This window comes from Nitratidesulfovibrio termitidis HI1, from assembly GCF_000504305.1.
In the GTDB taxonomy this organism is placed as follows: domain Bacteria; phylum Desulfobacterota; class Desulfovibrionia; order Desulfovibrionales; family Desulfovibrionaceae; genus Cupidesulfovibrio; species Cupidesulfovibrio termitidis.
The window spans coordinates 762,939-787,374 of sequence record NZ_KI632512.1 but is presented as its reverse complement, the minus strand read 5'-3'; the positions used below and the strand labels follow the sequence as shown (position 1 = coordinate 787,374).

The window sequence follows — 24,436 nt, the reverse complement described above, 5'->3', positions numbered from 1 at the left end:
CTCACCTGCGCGGGTAGGGGCAGAACAAGGCTGGGAAGGCAGGGAGGGCTGTCGTGGGAGTGGCGCGCGGCAAAGACGCGGCAGGTGGGCGGCTGATGATTGTCCGCCGTCGCGCCGTGTCTGCCGCGTTGCTACGCTTGCGCCGGAACGCTCCGGCGGATGGTGTCCAGCAGGGTAGCGGTCGCCACGGGCTTCTGGTGGGTGGGCACGCGGCGGGCAAGGCGGGCCGGGCGCGGGCCCACGCCGCTCACCACCACCACGGGGGTTTCGCGCAGGGCGGGGCTGCGGCGCAGCCGGGCGTAGAACACCGTGCCGCCGGGGCTTGGCAGGTCCATTTCAAGGGTGATCACGTCGGGGCGGAAGCTGGCGGCGGCCTCAAGCGCCTCGGGCGTGGAGGCGGCGGTGCGCACGGCATGTCCTTCCGCCGTCAGCAGCCCGGCAAGGCGTTCGCGCTCGGCCGGGTCGTTGTCGACGACGAGCACGCGGCGGCGGGCGGCACTCATATTGGTCGCGGACATTGATAACTCCTTCACAAGATGGGGGGGTAAAAAGGACCCGCCGTGCCGAGGGGGGCAACGGCGGGTCCGTTCGATGTCGTTAGCCGTTCTTGGCCGGGGCGTTCGCGGTGCAGCCGCAGGCGCAGCAGCCGTCGCCCTTCAGCGCGCCGAGCGCCTTCAGCACTTCCATGGCAACGCCAAGGCCTTCCTTGGCTTCCTTGGAGCCGAGGGCGCCGACCATGCCGAACATGCCCACAGGCTTGGCCTGCGACAGGTCCAGCTTGGCCAGCATGTCCACCGCGCGGGCCAGGAAGACCTGCACGTTGGGATCGGCCAGCTTTTGCAGCAGCACGGTCATGAAGGCGAGCGCGTCGCCCATCTTCTCGATGCCTTCGGGGGTGTTGGCGTCCAGCACCTTGCCGCCCGCGCCCTTCAGGGCCGACAGCTTGGCGAACACGCCGTCCTGCTCCCACTTGCCCAGCCCCTCGATGATGTGGGGCCAGGTGGGGGCCACCGCCGGGTGCATGGTGCGCCACAGGTCGATGAGGTTTTCCAGCTGGTCGAGGCAGTAGTTGAGGTTGGGGACGCTGCGCAGCCCACGGCGCAGCAGCTCGAAGATGTCGTCGAGATGCACGCGGCCATGCACGTCCTGCAGCTCTTCCACCATCAGGCGGAAGGCGTGGTTGCCGATGGGCGTCACTTCCTCGATGAAGTACTTGGTGCCCATCGCGCGCTCGTGCAGGAAGGCGATCCGCTCTTCCATGGCCTCGAGGCGCTGGAGAATGAGTTCTTCGTTGGTCATTGGTGCCTCCGGCTTACTTCTTCCGCATCAGGGAAGTGTCCTTGCCGTGCAGGTACATGTTCGGCTCGAACGGCAACTCGTGACCCTTCAGCATCAGGCTGTAGTAGACCCACTTGAACATCAGCTTGCCCCAGTAGTTGATGTGGCTTTCGCCCAGCAGCGCGCAGGGCCCCACACCGGGGAAGGGGAACATGCCGGGCAGCGGTTCCACGTCGTAGCTGAAGTCGATGAGCGAGGCCTTTTCGTAACCGGTCACGATGAAGCAGGTGGAGTGACCGTCGAAGTGGTGGTAGTGCTCGCTGCCGTCGATGTCGGACATCAGGTTTTCGGCGATGATGTCGGCCTCGTAGTGGGCCACGGAACCGGCCTTGGAGGTCGGCACGTTGGTGGTGTCGCCGATGACGTACATGTTGGGGTACTTCTTGGACTTCAGGGTGCCTTTGTCGGTGTCCATGAAGCCCATGGGGTCGGCGATGTCCGAATCGATCAGGAACTGCTGGCCCATGTTCGGGGGAATGGTGACCAGCAGGTCGTAGTTGATCTCGTCGCCGGTGACGGAGGCGATGGTCTTGTTGCCCGCGTCAACGCTGTCCACCACGAAGTTGGGCGTGACCTTGATGTTCTTCTTGTCGCACAGTTCGCCCAGGATCTTGGCGGCCACCGGCTTGGTGAACGCGCCGGTCAGCGGGGTGACCAGTTCGATTTCGATGTTGTCGCGCACGCCCATCTTGGTGAAGTACCAGTCGGCCAGGTAGATGAACTCCAGCGGCGCGACGGGGCACTTGATGGGGGTTTCGCAGATGTGGTGGACGAGGCGGCCCTTCTTGAAGTTCTTCAGCTTGGGCAGCAGGGCGGCGGCGCCGTCGGGGGTGTAGAAGTCGTGGATGTTGCCGCGCCAGTCGTCCAGCAGGCCTTCCACTTCGTCGGGGGCGATGCGGCAGCCGGTGGCGATGACAACCCAGTCGTAGCTGTACTTGCCGCCTTCACAGGTAACCACCTTCGCTTCCGGATCCACGTTGGTGATGGTATCCTGCACGAAGTTGACGCCGCGGGGGATGAAATCCTTCTTGGGCTTCTCGCAACCCTTGGGGGTGTCGATGCCGAAGGGTATGAACAGCCAGCCGGGCTGATAATGGTGGGTGAGGTCGCGGTCGATGACCGTGATCTCCCATTCACGCTCGCTGAGCTTTTTCCTCATTTTGGTGGCGAGCATGGTGCCGCCGGCACCTGCCCCAAGAATGAGCAGTTTCTTCATGCCAGGTTACTCCTTCACTTATTGGCTTTGGTGAGAGCAGATTCGGGTATTGCAGCCCCGCAGGGCACGGGGCGTTCTGCCGTATCGCGGCGTGTTCAGCGGCTTGTTGCCGTTCAGCTTGGGCTGGGCGGGGCGCGCGTCCGTGTCGGCCCCGCTGGCCATGTGGGCGCAGTCGTCGGGGCGCTCGGCGCCGTGCATGATGTCGGTAAGGGTGAACTGGTCCAGGGTTTCTTCCAGGGCCTTGGCGGCGCTGGTCCAGGCGGCCTTGCAGCGGCAGGGGGTGTCGTCGCAGTCGGCGCCCACGCAGCAGTTGGGCGGCTGCACGCCGCCTTCCACCACCCGCAGCACGTCACCCAGGGTCACGTCGTCGGGGTTCATGGTCAGCACGTGGCCACCGGCGGCGCCGCGTACGCTGCGGACCATGCCCGCCGTACGCAGTTGCCGGATGATCTTTTCGATGAACTTGACGGAAATGCCCGTGTGCTCGGCCAGTTCGGACGCGGAAAGGGGGCCGTCCTGCGGGCAGTGCAGGGCAAGGTTGACCAGCAGCCGGGATGCGTAATGCACCGTGGAGGAAATTCTCATGCCGTTCTCCAGTGCCTGTGCGGTGGGGCGAGGGCGGCGCGCCGTGGCGCGGTGGGGCTGTTGACCGGGAGATTCCGGGGTTGCTCGTATGTATATTGATACGATTTCGTTTTCATTAATCCGAATCCTTTCGAATCAGATTAATTTCGTATGAATTAAACCCATCCGAATTTGGGTGTCAAGCACCCCTCCAAAAAAGGGGTTTTCCTCAACATGTTGAATAAACAGTGCTATTTTTGGGTTGTGAAAAATATTTCTTGTTTTGCCTGCGTTTGGATGCGCGCAATCCACACCGGACGCTGTGGCAGGCATGTCCGTGTGGGGCCATGAAGTGCACGCGAACGTTGCACGGCGGTGCGGGATGATGGCGGAGGGCAGGGCGGACGCGTGGCGTCCGCGGTGGATGCCGCGCAGGGCAGGGGCTACGGAAGTTGGTATTGTTTCGCCTGGTAATGAGGGGATGCTTCTGTTTTTGGGAGTGGATTGTTGATCTGCGGATGAGAGCGCTGCGTCATTGTGGTGAAACTGATTGTTTTTATTTACCCATTTCCGTTTTTTGCGATGTTAATGGGCACTAACATCCTGCCGTTTCTGCCGATTTTCGGCATGTGCAGTGAAAGCGAATTTTTTTAATTCCTATTGACAAAGGAGGATATTTTCTGTAAGAAGTTTCCCATACTTATGTAATAGCTCACTCTTTTGACGCCGTGCCGTGTGGTGCGGCGTCGAGTGACGGGCGCGGGACCCAACACCATGAAGCTTGCAGCAAAGACACGATACGCGGCGCGCATCCTTCTTGCTTTGGCCATGCACGGCGAAGAGTCTCCCATGACCACCACGGCGCTGTCCCAGCACACCGGCGTGACGGTCCAGTTCATCGAGCAGATCCTCAAGACCCTGAAGCGTGGCGGGTTGACGCGCAGTTCCCGTGGGGCCTCGGGCGGGCACATGCTGGCCCGCACCCCCGAGGAGATCACCCTGGGCGAGATCGTGCGTCTGATGGAGGGGGGCATCCAGCTTACCGTCTGTTGTTCCGGCGATGCCAATGCCTGCGCGCGCCGGGCCTCCTGCCTGACCAGGTCGGCCTGGGTGCGCGCGTCGCAGGCGCTGGAACGTTCGCTGGAAGAGACCACCCTGGCCACCCTCATGGAGGGCGATCAGCCGCTTTCCCCCCACGACGAGGCGGTCTGTCGCACGACGGACGATGATGCTTCCACCGCCAAGCGTGCCACCGTCCGCCGAGCGGCCCGTCCGGCGAGCCCCGCCGAACTGTACTGATTCCGGCGCCCCTCCCTTCCGAGTAAAGGGGGCGATGCCGGTAAGCTCGATGTGCCGGTACGCTCTATGTGCCGGTGCGCATGCCGTCCGGCATTGCTGCCGAGGGGGTTGCCGGATCGTTACGTTTCTGCACGTCAGGTGGCGGGTGTGTTTCGGCCCGCGTCTCCGCCAGATTTGCCTCTTTTTGCACGCATGCCTGCCATTGCCGTTCACCAGCTGAACACCCCGCGTTAGGCCGCCGGTTCCCCGGCGGCTTCCTTTTTTCTGGGGTGATGCATCCCCGTTCCCCTCACGTCCGTGCCGTACATGGAACGGATGCCTTGTCGAAAGCCTATCTCGGCGTGCTTCTTGCAAGAATTCGGGACGCCAACACTGTGCGCAGGCACAATCTGCCGGGGTTGGCCTGCTCACGCTTGTCATGCGCCTTGGTGATATTCTTATAATACAGTATATTGAATACGTGGCCCGGTTCGATTCATGCGGTTTGCCGCCCCTGATGAAATACGGTACGGGAGAGGCCCGGTGCGCCATGCCGCACGCCGGTTCAATTTTTCGACAGGGTTTCGACAGGTTTCGACAGGGCCAGGGGGTTCCGGATGCTCAAGAATTGCAGTCTGTTCATGAAGCTCAGCCTGGGGTTTGGCTCGCTGCTGCTCATCGTGGCGGGGGTGGTTGCCTTTTCTTGGCAGCAACAGCAACACCTGCTGCGCCAGTCGGAGGTGACGGGCAACACGCAGGCCCTGGTGGCGGGCATGGAACATTCACGGGTGGAAATCCTGTATTATCTGCTCAGCAGGGGCCGTGAGCACGTGCGCGCCTTTGAGGCGCAGCACGGCAAGGATGCCGAGGGCATCGCCGCGCTGCGCGAGCGCCTTGCGGCAGACGGGGTGCGCGGAGGCGGCCTGGACGTGCTGGGCCCCATGCATGCCGACTATCGGCGCAAGTTCCTGGAACTGGACGGAGTGCTGACCCACCGCGAACAGACCATCAAGAACGCCGTGCAGGCCGCCAATGCCCTTCAGGAAGGGGTGGAGCGGCTGCATGCCGCCCGCCTGAACGCCATCGTGCAAACCAACCCGTCGCTGGCGCCCCGGCGTGACGAACTGCAAACCCTGGTCTCGCTGGAGACGGAATTCCTCCAGTCGCGGGTGGACGTGCTCTATTACCTGTGGCGGGGCGATACGGATTCCCTGTCGCGCGCGCGCATGCGGCTGGACAAGGCCATATCCGCGGCATCCGGACTTTCCGCCAGCGAGGGCTCCGGAGAGAACTGGAAGTTGGCCTCTACGGTACTGGCCAGCGCCCGGGCATACCGCGAACAGGTGGAACAACTGGTCAAGGACGAGAACGAACGCGACAGCCGCATGTCGGGCATGGCCAACGTGGCCGAGGGCGTGCGCAACACCGTGGTTGCGGTGAAGGACGCCCAGCAGGACCGCATGGGCGACGCGGTGCGCCGCTCGTCCGTGATATCGCTGGGGGTTGCCGGCGGTGCGCTGGTTTTGGGGTTGCTGTTCGCCGTCCTTATCGGCAAGTCGGTGCGCGGGGGGATTGCCCGCGCGGCGGCGGTGGCCGAGGCCGTGGCCCTGGGCGAGACCTCGCTGGAAGTTGAGGCCGAGGGTACCGACGAAGTGGGCAGACTGCTGCAAGCCATGCGCGAGATGCTTGTGGCCGAACGCCGCGTGGTGGAAACGGCCCGCGAACTGGCCCGGGGCAACGTGGACATCGAGGTGGCCATGCGCGGCCCGCGCGACGAACTGATGCGCGCACTGGGAGAGATGGTTTCCGTCGAGCGTTCCATCTCGCGCAATGCCTCCACCCTGGCCACCGGCGACCTGCGCGTGTCGCTGGAGCCGCGCGGCGACAACGACCGGCTGCTGGCCTCGCTGGGCAACATGGTGCAGCGGCTGTCCGATGTCGTGCGCGATGTGCAGGTGGGCGCCGAGAACGTGGCTGCGGGCAGCGAAGAACTGAGCGCCACGGCAGAAGCCCTTTCGCAGGGCGCCACGGAGCAGGCGGCCTCGGTGGAGCAGTGCTCCGCCTCCATGGAAGAAATGGTGGCGCGCATCGCCCAGAACGCCGAAAACGCCCGCACCACCGAATCCATAGCGGTGCGCGCGGCGGACGACGCCCGCGATTCGGGCACGGCTGTGGCCGCCACGCTGAAGGCCATGCGCGAGATCGCCAGCAAGATTTCCATCATCGAGGAAATCGCCCGGCAGACCGACCTGCTGGCCCTGAACGCCGCCATCGAGGCGGCCCGCGCGGGCGAACAGGGGCGTGGCTTTGCCGTGGTTGCGTCGGAAGTGCGCAAGCTGGCCGAGCGCAGCCAGGCGGCAGCGGCGGAAATCAACAGGCTGTCCGGGGCCAGCCTGGAAGTTTCGGAACGTGCGGGAGAACTGCTGGGCAAGCTGGTGCCGGACATCGAGCGCACCTCTGAACTGGTGCAGGAGATCGCCGCCGCCAGCATCGAGCAGCGCGAAGGCGCAAGCCAGGTCAACGAGGCCTTGCACATGCTCGACCAGGTCATCCAGCAGAACGCGGCGGCTTCCGAAGAGGTGGCCTCCACGTCCGAGGAACTGTCTGCCCAGGCGGCTCACCTGCAACGTACCGTGGCCTTCTTCCGCCTGGGGACGGACATGTCTCCCAAGGTGCAGCGGGTGCCGGGGCCGCAGCCTTCGGCCATGCCCACGCTGAAGGACGGCGACCCGCGCAAGGTGCGCATCAACCTCACGGACGATGCGGACGACACGGACGACCAGGATTTCGAACGCTTCTAGCGCGTCCGGCGCAACGTATGCACCTGGCGGAATGGCTCCGGAAGCGGCGCCATCTCCGCACATTCGGACCGGGACTCGGCGCGAGCGTCCCGCACTGGAACCACGACGTGCAGCAGGATAACGACAGACAGGCCTCGCAGGACCACGCGGGCGGCAGGGAAGCGGCGGACATGCCGCCTGTCGGCGCCGTGCTGCGTGATGGTGCGCGGTCGGCAGATTCGGCCCGTCAGGCAAGTCCGGCCCGTCAGGCAAGCCCTGTGCGTCAGGCAAACCCTGCGCTTTCGGGGCCTGGCCCCATGGTGCCCACCCGCAGGCTGCTGGCCCTGACCCTGGGGGACGAGCGCTTTGCCCTCGATATCGGCGTGGTGCGCGAAGTGCTGGACTTCGGCGAACTGACCCGCATTCCCCGCATGCCGCGGCATGTGCGCGGGGTGGTGAACCTGCGCGGCGCGGCCGTGCCGGTGGTGGACCTGCGCACCCGGCTGGGCATGGGCAACGTTGCGCGCACCGTGCATTCGCGCATCGTCATCGTCGAGGTGCCTGCCCCCCCGGATGCGGGCGGCGGCATCACCCTGGTGGGCGCGCTGGCCGACGCCGTGCGCGAGGTCATCGAAATCGACGCCGTAGCCGTGGAGCCTCCGCCGCGCATGGGAACCCCCGTGCCCGCCGACGTGCTGGCCGGGATATTCCGCCACGAGGGGCGGCATGTGCTGCTGCTGGACGCCGACCGGCTGTTCGACGACGAGGAGCCTTCGGGCTCGCCGCTGCCGGTTCCGCCGCAAGCCTCTGCGTTGCCCCAGTCCTCGAATCCGTCCCGCTCCCTTGCCGATGGCCAGCCCGCCGACGGGCAGTCGCGCTCGCGCGCGGCCCGTACCGATGACGCGCCGGGCACCCCCGTCCGTTTCGGCGGAGGTGGCGCATGAACCCCGGCGGCACCGCGCGGCGCGTGTTCACCGAGGAAGCCCGCGATCTGCTCATCGACCTCGAGGAAGCGCTACTGGAACTGGAATCGCACCCGGGCGACGCCGCGCTCATGGCGCGGGTGTTCCGCGCCCTGCACACCCTGAAGGGCACCGGGGCCATGTTCGGCTTTGACGCCGTGGCCCGCTTCACCCACGCGGTGGAGGACCTGTTCGACAACGTGCGCAAGGCCGGGGTTCCGGCCACCTCCGAATTGCTGACCCTTGGTCTGGACGCCAAGGACCACTTGCAGGAACTGTTGGAACAGGGGGCAGAGGCCCCGGTTGCAGCAGAAGCCTCTACGTCAGCCAGCGCGAGGCAGGGCGCAGATACGGACGGCGTTGCCGCGCGCGAACGCGACCTGCTGGACCGTATCGGGGCGCTGGCGGCACGCTGGGTCGGGCTCGCCGTCTCTCCCCCCGCATTTCCTGCCCTCCCTCGCGCCATGGGCGATGATGTCCCGGTTGTGCCCTTTCTGGCGGACACTCCCCCCGCCGCGCCACTGCGGGATTTCCCCATGACCTCGTCGGGTGGCATCCCCGCATCGTCCGGACGCACAGCCGGGCACATGGCCCCGGAATCGCCCACCGTTCCCGGCGGCTCCCCCCGCGAACCCAGGGTGTACTGGCTGCACTATGCTCCGTCGCCCGACGCGCTGCGCCGTGGGCTGGACCCTTCGCGGCTGCTGGACGGGCTGCACGGGCTTGGCCCCCTGCATGTCTGGCCCCACTGCGAAACCGTGCCCGCATTGGACGGGCTGGACGCGGAAGCGGTGCACCTGCGCTGGGACGCCGTGCTGGTCACGGAACACCCGCTGGCCATGGTGCGCGAGCCGTTCGCCACGCTGATGGACGAGGCCGGGCTGGACGTGGTGGCCCTGGGCGAGGAGCGGCTGCTGCCTTCGCCGGAACTTTTGTGCCGCATCGCGGCGCAGGGAGGCGTTGCCGATGCGGTCGGCCTGCTGGCCGCAGCCGGTGCGGGTGACGAGGCCCTGCGGGCGGTGCGCGTGCAGGGCGGGGGCGATGGAATCAGTGGGGCCGATGGCGATGTTCCGGGGGTACCCGAGGGCATGCCTGCCGCCGCAATGCCGCAGGCCGCATCGTCCGTGTCTGCCGTTGCCCCCACGCCATGGTCCGTGCCGGAATGTTCCCCCCCGGCGGGTGACGATGCCGCCCCGGCGGGCCCCCTGCGCCCCGGCGGCGACGAAGGCGCCACCACCAGCCTGCGCGTGGACAGCGCCAAGGTGGATCGCCTGCTGGACAACGTGGGCGAACTGGTCATCCTGCAGGCGCGCCTTTCGCGCATCGCCACCGACCACGACGACCCGCGCCTGCGCGAACTGGCCGAAGGGCTGGAGCGGCTTACCGAATCCCTGCGCGACAGCACCATGTCGGTGCGCATGGTGCCTCTGGACGCCACCTTCCATGCCTTCCGGCGGCTGGTGCGCGATCTGGCGGCGCGGCTGGGCAAGGACGTGCGCTTCGTGGCCGAGGGCGGCGAGACGGAACTGGACAAGACCGTCATCGACCACCTGCGCGACCCCTTGCTGCATCTGGTGCGCAACGCCATGGATCATGGCGTGGAATCGGCAGAGGCTCGGCTGGCGGCGGGCAAGCCCGCCGAGGCCGTGCTGCGCCTGTCCGCCGCCCATGCCGGGGGCGAGGTGCTGATCACCGTGTCCGACGACGGCGCGGGCATCGACCTGGACAAACTGCGCGCCGTGGGCGTGGCACGGGGCCTGCTGGCCCCGGACGCGGACCCCGGCGAGGCGGAACTGTTGCAACTGCTGTTTCTGCCCGGCTTCAGCACGGCCAGCGGCGTATCCGACCTGTCCGGGCGCGGGGTGGGGCTGGACGTGGTCAGCACGGCCCTGGGTTCCCTGCGCGGCAGCGTGGACGTGGTCACCCGGCGGGGCGAGGGCACGGCCTGGCGGCTGCGCATCCCCCTTACCCTGGCCATCATCGACGGCCTGCGCGTGCGCGTGGGCGACGAGACGTTCATCCTGCCCCTTACCCAGGTGCAGGCGTGCCTGGAGCGCTTCGTGGACGGCGAGGCCGCCACGCTGGGCCTCATCGAGTACCGCGAACGACTGGTGCCGTGCCTCAGCCTGCGCCGCTTCCTGGACGTGCCGGGCGAACAGCCCGCCTACGAACGGGTGATCATCGCCAACGTGGATGGCCTGCCGGTGGGCTTTGCCGTTGATGGCGTGGCCGGGCTGGAGCAGGCGGTCATCAAGCGTCTGGGCGGCCCCTGCCGCCGTGCCGCCTGGATTGCCGGGTCCAGCGTGGACGCGGAGGGCGGCATATCGCTGATTCTCGACGCCGCCCAACTGGTGCGCGTGGCGCAGGGCATGCAGGAACGCTGATCAGCGTCTGCGCCCGCCCTTCCCGCCCTTCCCGCCAGTCCTGCCAATCCCGCCCGCAGCATGACACCGCTCCGCCCCGACCGGCGGGGCGTTTTCATTTGTAATCTTTCCCCTTGCTGCCGTGGCGGGCCCTGCACACGGCTTGTCTGGCGTATCCGGCCCGTCTGGCCCGTCTGGCCCGTCTGGCCTGTCTGGCCACGCCTGGCCGCCGTCCATGCCGCAGGCAATGTGCGGCGGCATCTCGTGCATCAGTTCCAGCCATGCCGCCGCCGCCGGGGACAGGCTGTACCCCTGCCTCCAGGCCAGCACCGCGCGCCAGCGCAGGTCGTCGTCGTCCAGCAGGGCACGGTGGACGCCCCGGGGCAGCGGTTCCGTCAGCATCAGGCGCGGCACCAGCGCCACGCCAAGCCCGGCGGCCACCAGACTGATGATGAAGGGTATCTGGCCGCTGCACAGGGTTTCATCCAGGCGCACCCCCTGTTTCAGGCAACGCTCGCGAATGCGCGCGTTGAGCGCAAAACTCTGCTCGAACTGGATGAACGCGCTGCCGTTCAGGTCGGACAGACGCAGGGCCTTGCAGTCTTGCATGGGGTGCCCCTGCGGCAGCAGGGCCATGAGCGGCTCGTCGCACAGGGGCGACACGTCGAACTGACCGGATACGGGCAACAGGGCCAGAGCCATTTCCAGCTCGCCGCGCAGCACGTCCTCTTCCAGCGCATAGCAGCCCTTTTCGCGCAGCTCTATGCGCACGCCCGGATAGCGGCGGCGATATTCGGCAAACTGCCGGGCGAACAGCAGGGTGCTGCCCACCGGGGGCACGCCGAAGCGCAGCGTGCCCCGGCGCACGTTGCGCAGGTCGTCCATCTCGGCATCCATGGCTTCCTTTTCAGCCAGCATGGCCAGCGCACGACGGTAGGCCACCTCTCCCGCCGCCGTCAGGGTCACGCCCGCCGGGGTGCGTTCCAGCAAGATGGCTCCACAGTCCTCTTCCAACCCGCGCACGGCCTTGCTGACCGTGGACTGGGTGGCGCACACGGCCTGTGCGGCGGCGGAAAACCCGCCCGCGCGGACCACCTCGACAAAGCAGCGCAATACCCTGAGGTGCATGGCTATTCCATTTTCGAATGTGGTTGATGAAGACAATTCATTTCACAACTGCCTGCCCCCTTGGCTAACAGCAGAAGCAGCGAGGTTCAAGCGGTCACGGTGCCGTTTCCGCCGCCCGGCATCGTGCGGGCGGGTGGGAATGTGGCCGCGCCACGCAGCATACGGCGCGACGCACGCAGGGTGCGCGCGGGGCCGTTCGCGCACATCAAACCACAGGGGGCATTCATGAACTGGGTGCAGCAGTACGATCCGTTTTCCAACATCGCCGCCTCGGCCTGCGTGGCCATGCTGCCGCTGGCGATACTTTTCTACATGCTGGCCGTGCGGCGGGCCAAGGGCCACATGGCCGCCGCGCTGGGGCTGGCCGGTGCGCTGTGCGCCGCCGTGGCCGTGTGGGGCATGCCCGTGGGTCTCGCGGTCAACGCCACGCTGTACGGCATGGCCATGGGGCTGTTCCCGATCATCTGGATCGTGCTGACGGCCGTGTGGCTGTACAACATGACCGTGGAATCGGGCGAGTTCGAAATCATCAAGGGGTCGCTGGCCCGGCTTACCGACGACCGCCGGTTGCAGGCGCTGTTCATCGCCTTTGCCTTCGGCGCGTTTCTGGAAGGCACGGCGGGCTTCGGCACGCCGGTGGCCATCACGGCGGCCATGCTGATGGGGCTGGGCTTCAGCCCGGTGTACGCCGGGGGCATCTGCCTTGTGGCCAACACCGCGCCCGTGGCCTTCGGGGCGCTGGGCATCCCGGTCATCGTGGCCAGCCAGGTCAGCGGCCTGGATGTCGCCACGCTCAGCCAGTACGTGGGGCGGCAGCTGCCGGTGTTCGCGCTGGTGGTGCCGCTGTGGATGACCGTGGTCATGTGCGGTTTCCGCCGCTCCATGGAGGTGCTGCCCGCCATCGTGGTGGCCAGCGTGTGCTTCAGCGGCACGCAGTTCCTGTTCGCCGAACTGCACGGCCCCACGCTGCCCGACGTCATGGCGGCCATCGTGACCATCATCGGCCTGCTGGTGCTGCTGCGTTTCTGGAAGCCCGCCAGCACCTGGCACTTTGCCGACGAACAGCCCGAAAGCGCGGCGGCCAGCGCCCACCACACCACCGGCGAGATACTGCGCGCCTGGGCGCCGTATGCCATCCTGGCGGTGTTCGTGTTCTTCTGGGGGCTGGACGGCGTGAAGGCAGGGCTGAACAAGGTGTACTTGCAGGCCATTGAATGGCCGGGCCTGCATGGCGCCATCGCCAAGACCGCGCCCATCGTGGCCAAGGATGCCCCCTATGCGGCCAAGTACACCTTGAACCTGCTGTCGGCCGGGGGCACCGCCATCCTGCTGGCGGGCCTGCTGTCCGTGCCCGTCATGTCCCGGTCCGGCACCGGCTACGGCATGAAGCGGGCCATCGGCTGCTTCTGGCGCACCTGCTACCAGCTGCGCTTCCCGGTGCTGACCATCATGCTCATCCTCGGGCTTGCGCAACTCATGAACTACTCTGGCATGAGCTCGACCCTGGGCATCGCCTTTACCCACACCGGCGCGCTGTTCCCGTTCTTTGCGCCCATCATGGGCTGGCTGGGCGTATTCCTGACCGGTTCCAACACGTCGTCCAACGCGCTGTTCGGCAGCATGCAGCAGGCCACGGCCCGCGCCGTGGGCGTGGATCCGTACCTGACCGTGGCCGCCAACGCCACCGGCGGGGTGACCGGCAAGATGATCTCGCCGCAGTCCATCTCGGTGGCCACGGCCTCCACCCACACCGTGGGCCAGGAAGGGGCGCTGTTCCGCTTCGCCCTTGGGCACAGCATCGCCATGACCCTGGTGATCTGCGTGCTGGTGACCCTGCAGGCGTACGTCATCGGATGGATGTTGCCTTAATTCGGGAAACAGCCCCCGAAAGGGCACAGAAAACATATCCACCGTCCGTCATGCCGGGTGCGCCCGGCATGACGGCGGCGCCACATACGTCCGAAAGCACGGAGCCGTGCGCTCCTCCTGTGGGCTCCGTGCCCGCGTGCACCCGCCGGACGGACAAGCCCCCCCGCGTTGCACCGTGGGGGGGCCGTCGTATGTGGGCCGTCGTATGCGGAGCATGGCTGCCGCGTGAACTCAGTGCAGGGCGCGCATCTGGCACACGCCGCATTCCAGCACATAGGCGTTGCCGGGAATGGCCTTGGCCAGATGCTTCACGTGGGCGGCCCGCTCGCCGATCTCGTGCAGGTTGCTGCGTTCGTGGCAGTCCAGCACCGCCAGCGATACGGACACGAACGGAAAGCGCCGCTCCATGCCGTCGCGCCCGCGCGCGGTAATCCAGCCGCGCACGACGTCTTCCCCGCAGTAGCAGCCGCGCACCAGCCGCCCGAAGCAGCGCGTGGCCGCCCGGCACACCCGCTCGGCATGCCGGGGCGAGGTGATGCACACGAAGTCGTCGCCGCCGATGTGCGCCACGTAGTCGCCCTTGGCCCCGTGCCGCTGCACCGCCCACGACAGCACCTTGGCCAGCAGCAGGATGATCCGGTCGCCGTTCTTGAAGCCGTAGGTGTCGTTGTAGCTCTTGAAGTTGTCCAGGTCCGCGTACAGCAGTGAAAAGGGCTGCCCCCCGGCCAAGCGGGTTTCCAGTTCCTTTTCCAGCGCCACGTTGCCCGGCAGGCCGGTGAGCGGGTTGGTGCCCTTGGCCAGTTCCACCTGCACCTGGGCCAGCTTGTGCAGCAGCCGCTGCACCGAGACGATGCCCGTCAGCAGCCCGGCGCGGGTGATCATGATGTCGTCGTACGCCTGCAACCGGCTGCGCGACATGGCAAGGCGGGCGGCGTCTTCCACGGGGGTGGTTTCTTCCATCACCAGCGGCTTGGTGTCCATGACGGCGGACACCGGTCGCTTGAAGTACAGCGCCACCCCGTACTGTGCCGAAAGCTGCCGGTTGAGATGGTAATCCATGATCAGCCCCAGCGGCTTGCCGCGTTCATCCGTCACGGCGATGCTGGTCAACGGATCGGACGTCTCGAACAGCTTGCGGACCTCGCCCGCCAGAGTGGTGGGGGGCACGGTGTGGGCCGGTTCGGCGAGTTCGCCCACCGGCATGGAGCAGGCAAGGCTGCCCACGCTGGGCAATTGCGCCGTGGGGCGCAGTTCGCCGATGTCCACGTGGGTTTCCTGCTTGGGGTAGTCGGGCCTGCCCAGATAGTAACCCTGGCCGTAGTGCGCGCCGATGGCCATCAGGGTGGCGGCTTCCTCGCGGGTTTCGATGCCCTCCGCGATGACCCGCGAGCCGATCTTTTCGGCAAAGCTGACCAGGGTTTCCATCAGCGCGCGGCGCACCGGGTCGCGGTTGATGTTGCGGATGAGCGACATGTCGATCTTGATGAAGTCGGGCTTCAGCTCGGCGATGGTGGCCAGGCCGGAATAGCCGGTGCCCGCGTCGTCGATGGCCACCTTGAACCCCTGCCCCCGGTAGTGCGACAGCGTCTTGTAGAACACGCCGAAATCGCGGATGGAATGCCGCTCGGTGATCTCGAAGACGATGTTTTCAGACGTCAGGCCCATGGCCCGCACCGCCTCCAGCGTGCTGCCGGGGGTGAAGCCGGGGTCGGTGAGGGTGCGCGGGTGGATGTTCAGGAACAGCTTCTGGTCCGGGGCCAGGGTGCCCGCGCAGGCGATGGCCCGCTCGCGGCAGATGCGTTCCAGCGCAAAGAGCATGCCCAACTCCTCCGCGATGTCGAACAGCATCATGGGCGAGTGGAAGGGCGTGTCCACCGGGCCACGGCTCAGGGCTTCCCAGGCCATGATCCGCCCGGTGGGAAAGCGCACGATGGGCTGGTACAGTGTGCGGATGGCATTGTCCTGCAATACGGCCTTGAAGTCGCGCGCAAGGCGCAGGTCGGACAGGTCCAGTTCCTTGCGGGCCATGGTACGCGCCTCGCGCACGGCCTGAAAGAATTCCTGGCGCGGCTCCGCGCCGGGGCGGCGGCGGTAGGTGGCGCAGCCCACGCCGATGTTCACCTCGCGCCCGGTCCAGCGCAGCACCGAATCCTTCAGGTGGTGCTGCAATTTCAGCTTCATGGTGAAGGCGGCGTCGGCCAGGCGCTGGGGGCGGGTGGCCGGTTCCGGCCAGAACACCAGGAATTCGCCGGATTCCAGCGGCAGCAGGTGATGCGCCGAGGCGGGCTGGCCGCTCAGGCCGGGAACTGCATCCCACAGCCCTTCCACCAGCAGGGATTCGATGCCCGCCGTGATCTCCTCTCCGTACAGGTCGCGCACCAGCACATGGTCCACCATGCGCACCAGCAGCATGTGCAGGGCCTCGTGCCGGGCCACCATGTCGCGCACCGAGGCGTCCGTGGCATGGGCGGAATGCGCGTGGTGCGTGGTTTCGGAGGCGGCGGGAAGGGCTGTCGGCGCGCCGGATGCGGAAGCAGGCGTGACATTTTGGGCGGCGTTGGAGAGAGGGGTGGGAACGTCGAGCCGCGTGAAGGCCGGCGACGTGCTCGCTGCGTTCTGCCCGCCCGGTGAAAGGGCGTCCGGTGAAAGGCCGTCGGGGTGCGCCGGGTGCAGTGAATGGGCGGGGTCGTCTCGTCTGCGGCCCAGCATTTCCAGAAATGGCTCCAGCCAGGTATGGTGCATGTATCCCCCCGGATACTGTCGGACACGTTGCCGGGCACAATCCGACGCGGAACGGTGAGTGTGTCGTCCGCTGGTCGTTTGCCCTTGAAGGCGCGGTGACGCTTGCGTGACGCCGCGCGGCGTCGGTACTTCTCTCGGCGGGTAGTTAGCATGAAGAGGCCGGTGACGGCGGTGACGGACAGGTGACGATTTGCAGAAGCCCCGGCGCGGGCCGGGGCTGCATGAAGGAAGACCGGGGGGAATGGGGAAAGGAAGGGGTCCGAAGGGTTCTGGGGCATCGCGCGGACCGGCCGTTGGGCAGGAATGGCGCGGCGTGCTGGCGGAAGGGGCTGGTCCGGTTCGCCAGCACTGGGGTATCAGGGCGGCATCACTGCGGCATCATGCCCGCGTCATGCCCGCATCATGCCCGCATCATGCCCGCATCATGCCCGCGTCATGCTCGCATCGGGGTGGCATCAGGCCAGGGGCAGGCGCACCACGAACACGGCGCCACCTTCGGGCGCTTCTTCGATGGTGATGGTGCCCTTGTGGTTGGTGACCACGATGAAGTAGGCCACGGACAGGCCCAGTCCCGTGCCCGCGCCTGCCTCGCGCGTGGTGAAGAACGGCTCGAAGGCCCGGCGGCGCAACTCTGGAGACATGCCGGGGCCGTTGTCGGCCACCTCGATGCGCAGGTGCGCCGCCTCCACCGCCGTGGTCACCGTCAGCACCGGCGGCGGCCCGTCGTCGCGCAGCGAAAGGGCCTGGGCCGCGTTCTTGAACAGGTTCAGGAACACCTGCTCCATCTCGCTGGCGGAACAGCGCACCCGCGGCAGTTGCGGGTCGTAGCGGCGCACCACGGCAATGCGCTTGAAATCGTAGTTGCGGGCCAGGCTGTAATCGGTGACGGCCAGCTCAAGGGTGCGTTCCAGCAGGTCGTTGATCTGTACCGGCACCCGCGAAGGATCGCTGCGGCGGCTGAAGGTGAGCATGTTGGCCACGATGCGCGCCGCACGCTCGCCCGATTCGCGGATGCCGTCCAGCAGCCCGCCGATGCGGCGGGCTTCGACGTAGTCGGCGATGCGGCTGAAGTCCACGCCCTGTCGCTCAGCCGCGGCTCGGTTGGCGGGCAGATCGTCCAGCAGACGGCGGCGCAGGTTCTGCACCCCCTGCAGGATGCCCCCCAGGGGGTTGTTGATCTCGTGGGCCATGCCCGCGGCAAGGCCGCCCACGGAGGCCATCTTTTCGGCCTGCACCATCAGGTCTTCCATGGCGGCGCGCTCGCTCACGTCGTCCAGGCGCAGGATGCCCCACATTTCCTCGCCGGTTTCCAACGGAATGGCGGTGACGTCCTCCACCCGGCGGGATTCTGCGGGCGGGGTGCCGGGCAGGGCGCCCGCCGGAAGCTCCATGGGGGTGACCACCCGTTCCGGCGGCGTGGCCATGCCGCTACGCCGCGCGGCGTGCAGCCGGGGCAGATGGCGGGCCAGCTCCGGGGCGATTTCCGTCAGCGGGCGACCATGGGCGGACGGGGCCGCAACGCCGAAGCGCCGTTCCGCCGCCGGATTCCACAGCACCACCCGGTCGGCGGCGTCGGCCACCACGATGGCCGAGGGCATGGCGTCCAGCACTCCCTTCAGATGGCGCTGGGCGCGGGACAGGGCACGGTTGGCGCGCGAAAGGTCGGCCAGCAGCGCCTGGCGCTCGCGTTCCGACTCCATGAGCACCGTCAGGTCGTGCAGGATGAAGGCCACGGCATCGGGCGTGCCCGGAGCACCAGCCACGGGGTACAGGCGCAGGGCCATCCAGCGGGTCTGGCCGTCTGGTGTGACGGCGGACGAAAATTCCAGCGGCTCGGTGACGATGGGTTCACCCGCAAGGGCCGCCTTGGCCAGCCCGTGCAGCCGGGCGTGCAGCACGTAGCGGTCCTGGTCCAGGGTGTACACGGAGGGATTGCCCGTGGTCTCCGCAAGGCCGTGCAGGGCCAGCCATTCGGCATTGGCTTCGCGCAGGGTGCCGTCCGGGTGCAGCAGGGCCATGGCGAAGGGGGCCTGGGTGAGCACCGCGCGGAACTGCTGTTCGCGCGCGTGCAGGGCCTGTTCGGCCTCCTTCAGGTCGGTGATGTCGGTCAGCATCACCAGCACCGCCGGGCGGCCGTCCCATTCCAGCAGCACACCGGTGCCGAACACCCAGCGTTCGCCATCGGGCACGCAGATGCGCACCGGCGGGTAGGTGCCCAGCGATTCGCCGTTCAGGCGGCGCATGTACCTGTCCGTGGCCACGGGACGGTCGGCGGGGTGCAGGTGGTCGACGAACGGGGTGCCCACCAGTTCCTGCGTGGGGCGGCGCAGTATTTCGCCGATGCGCGGGTTGACGAAGTGCAGCAGCCCGTCCTGGATGACCGCGATGCCTTCCTGCGCGTTGTGGAAGATGGACCGGTACTTCAGTTCCGCCGCCGCCAGCCGCTGTTCGGTGGCCGTGCGTTCTTCCACCTCGCGTTCCAGTTCCGCGCCACGCCGGGCAAGGGCACCCAGCGCGGTGACGAAGGTAAGCCCCAGCAGCGCGAATACGGTCACGGCCAGGGCCGCCGTGGCCAGGATGTAGCGACGTTCCCCCGCGTGCACGTCGCCAAGGTACGAGCCGGTGCCGATGTAGCAGGCCAGTTCCGGGATGGGCAGCACGAACGACAGTTTTTCTTCCGGCGCGCTGCCGCCGGGCGGCGTGTAGTCGTACGAGAAATACCCGCCGTTGGGGTTTGCCTGCGCGGTCCTGATGAGTTCGGCGATGATGGGCACGCCGTTTGCGTCGCGCAGGCCAAGGCCGCTGCTGCCTTCCATCTGGCGTTCGTAGGGCTGGACCAGCACGGTGCCGTCGTAGCCGCTCATGAAGATGTAGTTGGGGCCGCGGGTATCGTTGAAGATCATGGTGCGCACCCGCTCGCGCACCAGCACCAGGGCATGGTCGCGGCCGTAGGCGCCTGCGGCCAGTTCGTCCAGCACCGGTTGCACCTGGTTGCGGGCCAGCAGCACCATTTCACGCAGGTGGTTGCGGCGGTACGTTTCCGCCGTTTCCCAGAAGGTGTGCACCGCGTGCAGCAGGAACAGGGTGAACACCCCGCACGCCAGTATCAGCAGCAACCACAGGCGCCGTGCGGCCGGGCTGCGCAGCAGCGAGGAAAGGGCGTGGGGGTGGATGGCGTTCATGGAGTGCCTGGGGGATGGGTCTGGCCGTGTGGCGGCGTGGGCCATCAATCTAGCACCGCGCAATGCAGTGTGCCGTGATAAAGGCGCCATGGCATGCTTCTGCCGCAAGGAGTGCCCGGAGTGCGGCAGGCGTCGGAACGCGGCGCTTTTCTTTCCGTGCCGCTGCTGGTAGTGCTGTGCCGCATCGCCCCCCGGTTTTGCCAAAGGGGTGACACAATCTTTATGCCTACCTGAAATGCGGCACGAAGGAAACGGCGACAACACTCCCGTGTCCTGCGGTGAGCGCTCTATCCGCAATTCAGCAAACCTGCAACCACGCCGAGACACGGCGGAGAACGGATGGCCCTGCCCAAGACATGGCTGGTGGTGCGCCTGAGCGCGCTGGGCGACGTGGTGCTGACCACGGGCGTGCTGCTGTGGCTGCACCGTGTCCGTGGCTGGCGCTTCGTGGTGCTGACACGGCTGCAGTGGGCTCCGGTATTCCGCAACCACCCCGCCGTGGACCGGGTGGTCACGGTGGACCCGCGCGACCTGCGTCCTGCCGCGTTGCCCGGTTTCGTGCGCAGGCTGGCGGCATCACTGCCCGGAGCAGGCCTGCTGGATCTGCATGGCACCCTGCGTTCACGGCTGCTGGGCCTGCTGTGGCCCGGCCCGGTGCGCCGTTACCCCAAGTTTTCGCTGGAACGGCGTGTGTTTTTGCGCTCCGGCGGGCGGGTGTTCCGCGAGCGGTTGCGCGCCTGCAACGTGACGCAGCGCTATGCCCTGGCCGTGGAGGACGCGCCGCCGCCCCGCGCCGACCTGTTGCCCCGCATTTTGCTGGACGACGCGGAGCGCGGCCGCGGGCTGACCCTGCTGCGCGAGGCGGGACTGGCCCCCGGCGGGGAGGCGGGCGGAATGCACGCGGGTGCGCCGGATGGCGCATTGGGCGAAGCCTCCGCCCCGGCCCGTCCGCTGGTGGCCCTGCATCCCTATTCCACGCACCCGGACAAGGCCTGGTTGCCCGAAGCCTGGCGGGAACTGGCCGGACGACTTTCCGCCGCCGGGTATGGGTGGTTTGTTGTTGGTCGGTCCGGTGGACAGGGCGCGTCCGGCCTCATATCGGGCCCCATATCCGGCCCCATGTCCGGTCTTGCCGAGCAGACCCGGCGTGCAGGCGGGCTGGCGGCGGACTTTACCGACCGCACGGACCTGCGCGAAACCTGCGCGCTGCTGGCTGCCGCCGATGTGCTGGTGACAGGCGATTCCGGGCCCATGCATCTGGCCGCCGGGGTGGGCACCCCGGTGGTGGCGCTGTTCGGCCCCACCACCCGCGAATGGGGCTTCTACCCGCAAGGCCCGAGCGACGTGGTATTGGAAACCGGCGATGCCTGCCGCCCCTGTTCGCTGCATGGCAGCAGGCGCTGTGCCCATTCCGGGCGCTGCATGACGGGCATTACGCCCGAGGCGGTGTTTGCGGCGGTGCGGCAGGTGGCGGGGGACGCCATGGCTGCGGGGGGCAAGGAAGCGAAGCACCGCTGATCGAAGGCCCTTTGATATCGGATTCGGTTGGTGCCGGGTCCGGCAGCGGCGTTCGTGAAGGAGCAGGCGGCGGGCTGGAGTGGCCGGACGTCTGCGGCATGTAGCGGATGGAGAGTTGGCGGGATGGCGTGCTGCGCCGCCCGCCTTTTTTCATCGGCGCGACAGGGGGGAGAACCGGGAAAGGACGCGTTTCGGTCAGCGCGAAAGGCGGGACAGCAGTTCCCGCGCTTCGGTCAGCGAAGGATCGGCCTGCCACGCGCGGTTGGCGTATTCGTAGGCCTTGTCGCGCTTGCGCCACTCCATGTACAGTTTGGCCAGGTTCAGCATGGTGCGCGGGTGCGAGCCGAACTGGCGCAACGCGCGCAGATACACGATTTCCGCCTTGGGGTATTCGCGCAATTCCAGATACGCGGCCACCGCGCCGGAGTACGCCTGCGCCTCGCCGGCAAAGCGTTCCAGCGCCGTTTCGAACAGTTCCGCCGCTTCGTAGAACAGCCGGGCCCGCAGGAATCGCTGTCCGATATCGCTGAGCACCCCCGGCTCGTGCCCCCATTCGTCGGCCACCCGGCGCAACAGGGCCCGCCCGCGCGGCAGGTCGCCCGAGTCCAGTCGGGCCTGACCATTGCCGGTCAGTTCCATCTTGCGCATCAGTATTTTCTGAGCCTGCTCGGCGGCGCGGGCGCGTTCATCCTCCAGCATGGCGTGCCGGATGGATTCCAGGCGCTCGGCCAGGGGCAGTTCGTCGCCGGGCGCGTAGGCCACATACGGGCCGGAAAGCACCTTGCGCTTTTCGAAAAACTTGTGGATGACGTGATTTCTGTTGAGATCGTTGACGAATTCATGGATGTGCACTTCCGTTTCAAAGCGCGCCTGCCCGATGAGCAGGGTGCCTTCGTACGCGTGCAAGGCCTTTTCCATGGCCTCCAGGGCGCGCGTCAGGTAGCCGCGCGCCAGGTAGGCGCGGGACCGCGCGATGTTGTCGCGCACGGCCTTGGGGGCGGTCATTCGCATGGGGTGTCCTTGTCGGAACAGTGGGAGCCGGAACCGTGCGATCCGGAGCCGTGCGGCGCGGGCGTGGCAAGGGTATCCGGGGCGGCGTGCGCCCAGCATCGGCGCACCTCGTCAACGTGGGCGCGCAGCAGGGTGTCCACGTCGTCGGGAACCAGCAGGCGGATGTCCGCGCCGCGCAGCCATTTGTCGCGCAGCAGGGATGCGCTGATGTCCAGCCGGGGCAGGGGCAGGAAGGTGAGGGTAGTATCTCCGTAGGGTCCGCCGGGCAGCAGGTGGCGTTCCATGCCCGGCGTGTCCTGCAGGGGCAGAGGGGCCGGATGCGCCACGTGTGCCGGATGTGTCAGGTGCGCCGGATGCGCCAGGTGCTCCGGACGTGCCGGATCCGGAGGGCAGGGCGGCAGCGGAACGGCATCCGGCCAGTGGGCGGCCAGGGCAGCGCGGAAGGCTTCCGGACCGCTGCCCGCGCGGGGCACCACCACGAAGTCGGCGATGCGCGGCAATTCCACCCCCCGGCGCCAGTGGGGCAGCATTTCGAAGTCCTCGCCGCCCAGGATGAAGAACGGCGTGGCGTCCGGTTCGGCGGCGCGGTAGGCGTGCAGGGTATCCCAGGTGTACGAGGGGCCGCTGCGCCCGCCTTCCAGCGCGTTCACGGACAGGGCGGCAAAGGGCCGCACGGCGGCGTGCAGCAGGGACAGGCGCAGGCCGAAGGGAAGCAGGTCGTGGGCTTCCTTGTGGGGGGGCACTGCGCACGGGACAAGGTCGATGCGCTCGGGCCGCAGCGCCTCGGCCACTTCGATGGCCAGACGCAGATGCCCCGCATGCACCGGGTTGAAACTGCCGCCGAGTATGCCGATGCGCTGCATGAACCTTTCGCCGTCCCCTTGGTTCCTTCCGGTCCCGTGATGCTTCCCGTGGCCGTTCGTGCAGCAATCGCTTACGGACCACGCAGGCGATACCGGCGCGGCGGGTAGCCGCGCCAGCTCCGTGTTTCCGCTACGTCCGCCTTCCCGCTGTTCCCGCTACTCCCGTACCTGGCCCGCGCCGAACACCACGAACTTGGTGGTGGTCAGTTCCTGCACGCCCATGGGGCCGTAGGAATGCAGCTTGGACGTGCTGATGCCGATCTCGGCGCCAAGGCCCAGTTGCCCGCCGTCGTTGAAGCGGGTGGAGGCGTTCACCGCCACCATGGAGGCGTCGGCCTCGCGCAGGAAGCGCATGGCCCGTCCGTGGTCGCGGGTGCAGATGATTTCGGTGTGGTTGGACCCGTGCGCGGCAATGTGGGCCAGTGCCTCGTCCATGTCGTCCACCACGCGCACGGCCAGAATCAGGTCGTGGAATTCCATGCCGTAGTCTTCCGGCGCGGCGGCGGTTGCGGCATCGCCCAGCAGCGGCAGCGAAGCCGGGCACGCGCGGAAGGTCACCCCGGCAGGCGCCAGACGGGCGGCCACGGCGGGCAGCAGGGCGGCGGCCTCGTCCTTGTGCACCAGCAGGCATTCCAGCGCGTTGCACACGCCGGGGCGCTGCACCTTGCCGTTGAAGACGATCTCCACGGCCTGGTCCAGGTCCGCGCCCGCATCCACGTAGGCGTGACACACGCCCTTGTAGTGCTTCAGCACGGGCATGGTGGCCTGCTGCACCACGGCGCGGATAAGCGTTTCGCCCCCGCGCGGAATGATCACGTCGATGTACTGCTCCAGTGCGCACAGCGCGCCCACGGCGGCACGGTCGGTGCGCGAGACCACCTGCACCGCATCGGCGGGCAGTCCCGAGGCGGCCATGGCCTCGGCGATGAGCCCGGCCAGGGCCAGGTTGGAATGAATAGCCTCGGACCCGCCGCGCAGGATCACCGCGTTGCCTGCCTTCAGGCACAGGATGGCGGAGTCGATGGTCACGTTGGGGCGCGATTCGTAGATGATGGCAATGACGCCGAGCGGAATGCGCATGCGCCCCACCAGCAGGCCGTTGGGGCGCTGCCACTGGGTTTCCACCGCGCCCACCGGGTCGGGCAGGCCCGCCACGTGGCGGCAGGCGGCGGCCATTTCGGCCATGATGCGCGGGGTAAGGCGCAGGCGGTCCATGCGCGGGGCGTCCATGCCCGCCGCCTGGGCGGCGGCCAGGTCGCGCGCGTTGGCGGCCAGGATGTCGGACTCGCGCGATTCCAGCAGCCCGGCCAGGCGCAGCAGGGCGTCGATCTTGGTGGCGGGGGCCGCGGCGGCCAGCTTGCGGGCGGCGGCCTTGGCGCGCTTTCCCATGGATTCGACCAACTGGACGATGTCGTCCCTGGTGGCATCCGGGGCGGTGATGGTGTTCTGCGTGCTCATGGCGGCTCCGGCGCTCTGGCGTTCCGTGTGGTGGCGGAACGGCGTGAAGGTTGCGAAACATTGCTATAGCCGCAGCCCCCCGGCAAGGCAACTGAATGCCTTCGGGTCCGGAGGAGAAGCCAGCGTGTCGCGTGGCTGCGCGAAGGGGGCGCGGACGCGCGCCG

At 67.5% G+C, this 24,436-nt stretch carries 16 protein-coding genes; 6 read left to right on the top strand and 10 right to left on the bottom strand.

Annotation, left to right across the window (positions count from 1 at the left end; translation table 11 throughout):
• Positions 1-131 precede the first annotated feature (131 nt).
• The 4 genes from DESTE_RS03420 to DESTE_RS03405 form a co-directional block, all read right to left on the bottom strand.
• Positions 132-518, bottom strand: coding sequence for a response regulator (locus tag DESTE_RS03420; RefSeq protein WP_035065062.1), 387 nt, complete (start codon positions 516-518; stop codon positions 132-134).
• A 79-nt stretch (positions 519-597) separates the two neighbouring features.
• Positions 598-1,299, bottom strand: coding sequence for a helical membrane plugin domain-containing protein (locus tag DESTE_RS03415; protein ID WP_035065059.1), 702 nt, complete (start codon positions 1,297-1,299; stop codon positions 598-600).
• Between the two features lie 13 nt (positions 1,300-1,312).
• The gene (sqr, locus tag DESTE_RS03410; protein WP_035065055.1) at positions 1,313-2,554 is read right to left on the bottom strand and encodes a type III sulfide quinone reductase, selenoprotein subtype; all 1,242 of its coding nucleotides are present in this window, start codon (positions 2,552-2,554) and stop codon (positions 1,313-1,315) included.
• Between the two features lie 18 nt (positions 2,555-2,572).
• Entirely contained in the window at positions 2,573-3,139 is a 567-nt protein-coding gene (locus DESTE_RS03405; RefSeq protein WP_035065052.1) for an RrF2 family transcriptional regulator, read from the bottom strand.
• A gap of 753 nt (positions 3,140-3,892) precedes the next feature.
• Here DESTE_RS03405 and DESTE_RS03400 point away from each other — a divergent pair.
• The 4 genes from DESTE_RS03400 to DESTE_RS03385 all read left to right on the top strand — a co-directional run bounded on the left by DESTE_RS03400 (position 3,893) and on the right by DESTE_RS03385 (position 10,522).
• On the top strand, positions 3,893-4,417 hold the full coding sequence (locus tag DESTE_RS03400; protein ID WP_035065049.1) for an RrF2 family transcriptional regulator: 525 nt from the start codon (positions 3,893-3,895) through the stop codon (positions 4,415-4,417).
• Between the two features lie 596 nt (positions 4,418-5,013).
• Positions 5,014-7,197: a methyl-accepting chemotaxis protein gene (locus tag DESTE_RS03395; protein ID WP_035065046.1), complete on the top strand. Its 2,184-nt coding sequence runs from the start codon at positions 5,014-5,016 to the stop codon at positions 7,195-7,197.
• A gap of 107 nt (positions 7,198-7,304) precedes the next feature.
• Positions 7,305-8,120, top strand: a complete 816-nt coding sequence (locus tag DESTE_RS03390) for a chemotaxis protein CheW (RefSeq protein WP_245590713.1) — start codon at positions 7,305-7,307, stop codon at positions 8,118-8,120.
• Complete coding sequence (locus DESTE_RS03385) at positions 8,117-10,522, top strand: chemotaxis protein CheA (protein ID WP_035065040.1); 2,406 nt, start codon at positions 8,117-8,119, stop codon at positions 10,520-10,522. The genes DESTE_RS03390 and DESTE_RS03385 overlap by 4 nt, the downstream gene beginning before the upstream one ends.
• On the opposite strand, the gene DESTE_RS03380 is transcribed toward DESTE_RS03385, so the two are convergent.
• Entirely contained in the window at positions 10,523-11,629 is a 1,107-nt protein-coding gene (locus DESTE_RS03380; RefSeq protein ID WP_035065038.1) for a LysR family transcriptional regulator, read from the bottom strand. It abuts the gene before it with no gap.
• Between the two features lie 225 nt (positions 11,630-11,854).
• On the opposite strand from DESTE_RS03380, the gene DESTE_RS03375 reads away from it, so the two are divergent.
• The gene (locus DESTE_RS03375) at positions 11,855-13,498 is read left to right on the top strand and encodes an L-lactate permease (RefSeq protein WP_035065035.1); all 1,644 of its coding nucleotides are present in this window, start codon (positions 11,855-11,857) and stop codon (positions 13,496-13,498) included.
• Positions 13,499-13,729: 231 nt separating this feature from the next.
• On the opposite strand, the gene DESTE_RS03370 is transcribed toward DESTE_RS03375, so the two are convergent.
• Positions 13,730-16,240: a GGDEF domain-containing protein gene (locus tag DESTE_RS03370; protein WP_035065032.1), complete on the bottom strand. Its 2,511-nt coding sequence runs from the start codon at positions 16,238-16,240 to the stop codon at positions 13,730-13,732.
• 455 nt (positions 16,241-16,695) lie between these two features.
• On the bottom strand, positions 16,696-19,422 hold the full coding sequence (locus DESTE_RS03365) for a PAS domain S-box protein (RefSeq protein WP_035065029.1): 2,727 nt from the start codon (positions 19,420-19,422) through the stop codon (positions 16,696-16,698).
• Positions 19,423-19,761: 339 nt separating this feature from the next.
• Between DESTE_RS03365 and DESTE_RS03360 the strand changes: the two genes are divergently transcribed.
• Positions 19,762-20,940, top strand: coding sequence for a glycosyltransferase family 9 protein (locus DESTE_RS03360; protein WP_156925251.1), 1,179 nt, complete (start codon positions 19,762-19,764; stop codon positions 20,938-20,940).
• A gap of 195 nt (positions 20,941-21,135) precedes the next feature.
• Here DESTE_RS03360 and DESTE_RS03355 read toward each other — a convergent pair whose 3' ends face one another.
• The 3 genes from DESTE_RS03355 to DESTE_RS03345 all read right to left on the bottom strand — a co-directional run bounded on the left by DESTE_RS03355 (position 21,136) and on the right by DESTE_RS03345 (position 24,272).
• Positions 21,136-21,951, bottom strand: a complete 816-nt coding sequence (locus DESTE_RS03355) for a tetratricopeptide repeat protein (protein WP_035065026.1) — start codon at positions 21,949-21,951, stop codon at positions 21,136-21,138.
• Positions 21,942-22,814 (bottom strand): nicotinate-nicotinamide nucleotide adenylyltransferase, encoded by an 873-nt coding sequence (locus tag DESTE_RS03350; protein ID WP_035065023.1) that lies wholly within the window; start codon positions 22,812-22,814, stop codon positions 21,942-21,944. The genes DESTE_RS03355 and DESTE_RS03350 overlap by 10 nt, the downstream gene beginning before the upstream one ends.
• Positions 22,815-22,970: 156 nt before the next feature.
• Positions 22,971-24,272, bottom strand: a complete 1,302-nt coding sequence (locus tag DESTE_RS03345) for a glutamate-5-semialdehyde dehydrogenase (protein ID WP_051384277.1) — start codon at positions 24,270-24,272, stop codon at positions 22,971-22,973.
• Between the last annotated feature and the right edge of the window lie 164 nt (positions 24,273-24,436).

Bases quoted from the DNA above. Each gene is read 5' to 3' on its own strand.
- DESTE_RS03370 (WP_035065032.1), bottom strand. From the start codon at position 16,240: ATGCACCATACCTGGCTGGAGCCATTTCTGGAAATGCTGGGCCGCAGA.
- DESTE_RS03365 (WP_035065029.1), bottom strand. From the start codon at position 19,422: ATGAACGCCATCCACCCCCACGCCCTTTCCTCGCTGCTGCGCAGCCCG.
- DESTE_RS03345 (WP_051384277.1), bottom strand. From the start codon at position 24,272: ATGAGCACGCAGAACACCATCACCGCCCCGGATGCCACCAGGGACGAC.
- DESTE_RS03400 (WP_035065049.1), top strand. From the start codon at position 3,893: ATGAAGCTTGCAGCAAAGACACGATACGCGGCGCGCATCCTTCTTGCT.
- DESTE_RS03360 (WP_156925251.1), top strand. From the start codon at position 19,762: ATGGCCCTGCCCAAGACATGGCTGGTGGTGCGCCTGAGCGCGCTGGGC.
- DESTE_RS03420 (WP_035065062.1), bottom strand. From the start codon at position 518: ATGTCCGCGACCAATATGAGTGCCGCCCGCCGCCGCGTGCTCGTCGTC.
- DESTE_RS03415 (WP_035065059.1), bottom strand. From the start codon at position 1,299: ATGACCAACGAAGAACTCATTCTCCAGCGCCTCGAGGCCATGGAAGAG.
- DESTE_RS03350 (WP_035065023.1), bottom strand. From the start codon at position 22,814: ATGCAGCGCATCGGCATACTCGGCGGCAGTTTCAACCCGGTGCATGCG.
- DESTE_RS03385 (WP_035065040.1), top strand. From the start codon at position 8,117: ATGAACCCCGGCGGCACCGCGCGGCGCGTGTTCACCGAGGAAGCCCGC.
- sqr (WP_035065055.1), bottom strand. From the start codon at position 2,554: ATGAAGAAACTGCTCATTCTTGGGGCAGGTGCCGGCGGCACCATGCTC.
- DESTE_RS03355 (WP_035065026.1), bottom strand. From the start codon at position 21,951: ATGCGAATGACCGCCCCCAAGGCCGTGCGCGACAACATCGCGCGGTCC.
- DESTE_RS03380 (WP_035065038.1), bottom strand. From the start codon at position 11,629: ATGCACCTCAGGGTATTGCGCTGCTTTGTCGAGGTGGTCCGCGCGGGC.
- DESTE_RS03395 (WP_035065046.1), top strand. From the start codon at position 5,014: ATGCTCAAGAATTGCAGTCTGTTCATGAAGCTCAGCCTGGGGTTTGGC.
- DESTE_RS03405 (WP_035065052.1), bottom strand. From the start codon at position 3,139: ATGAGAATTTCCTCCACGGTGCATTACGCATCCCGGCTGCTGGTCAAC.
- DESTE_RS03375 (WP_035065035.1), top strand. From the start codon at position 11,855: ATGAACTGGGTGCAGCAGTACGATCCGTTTTCCAACATCGCCGCCTCG.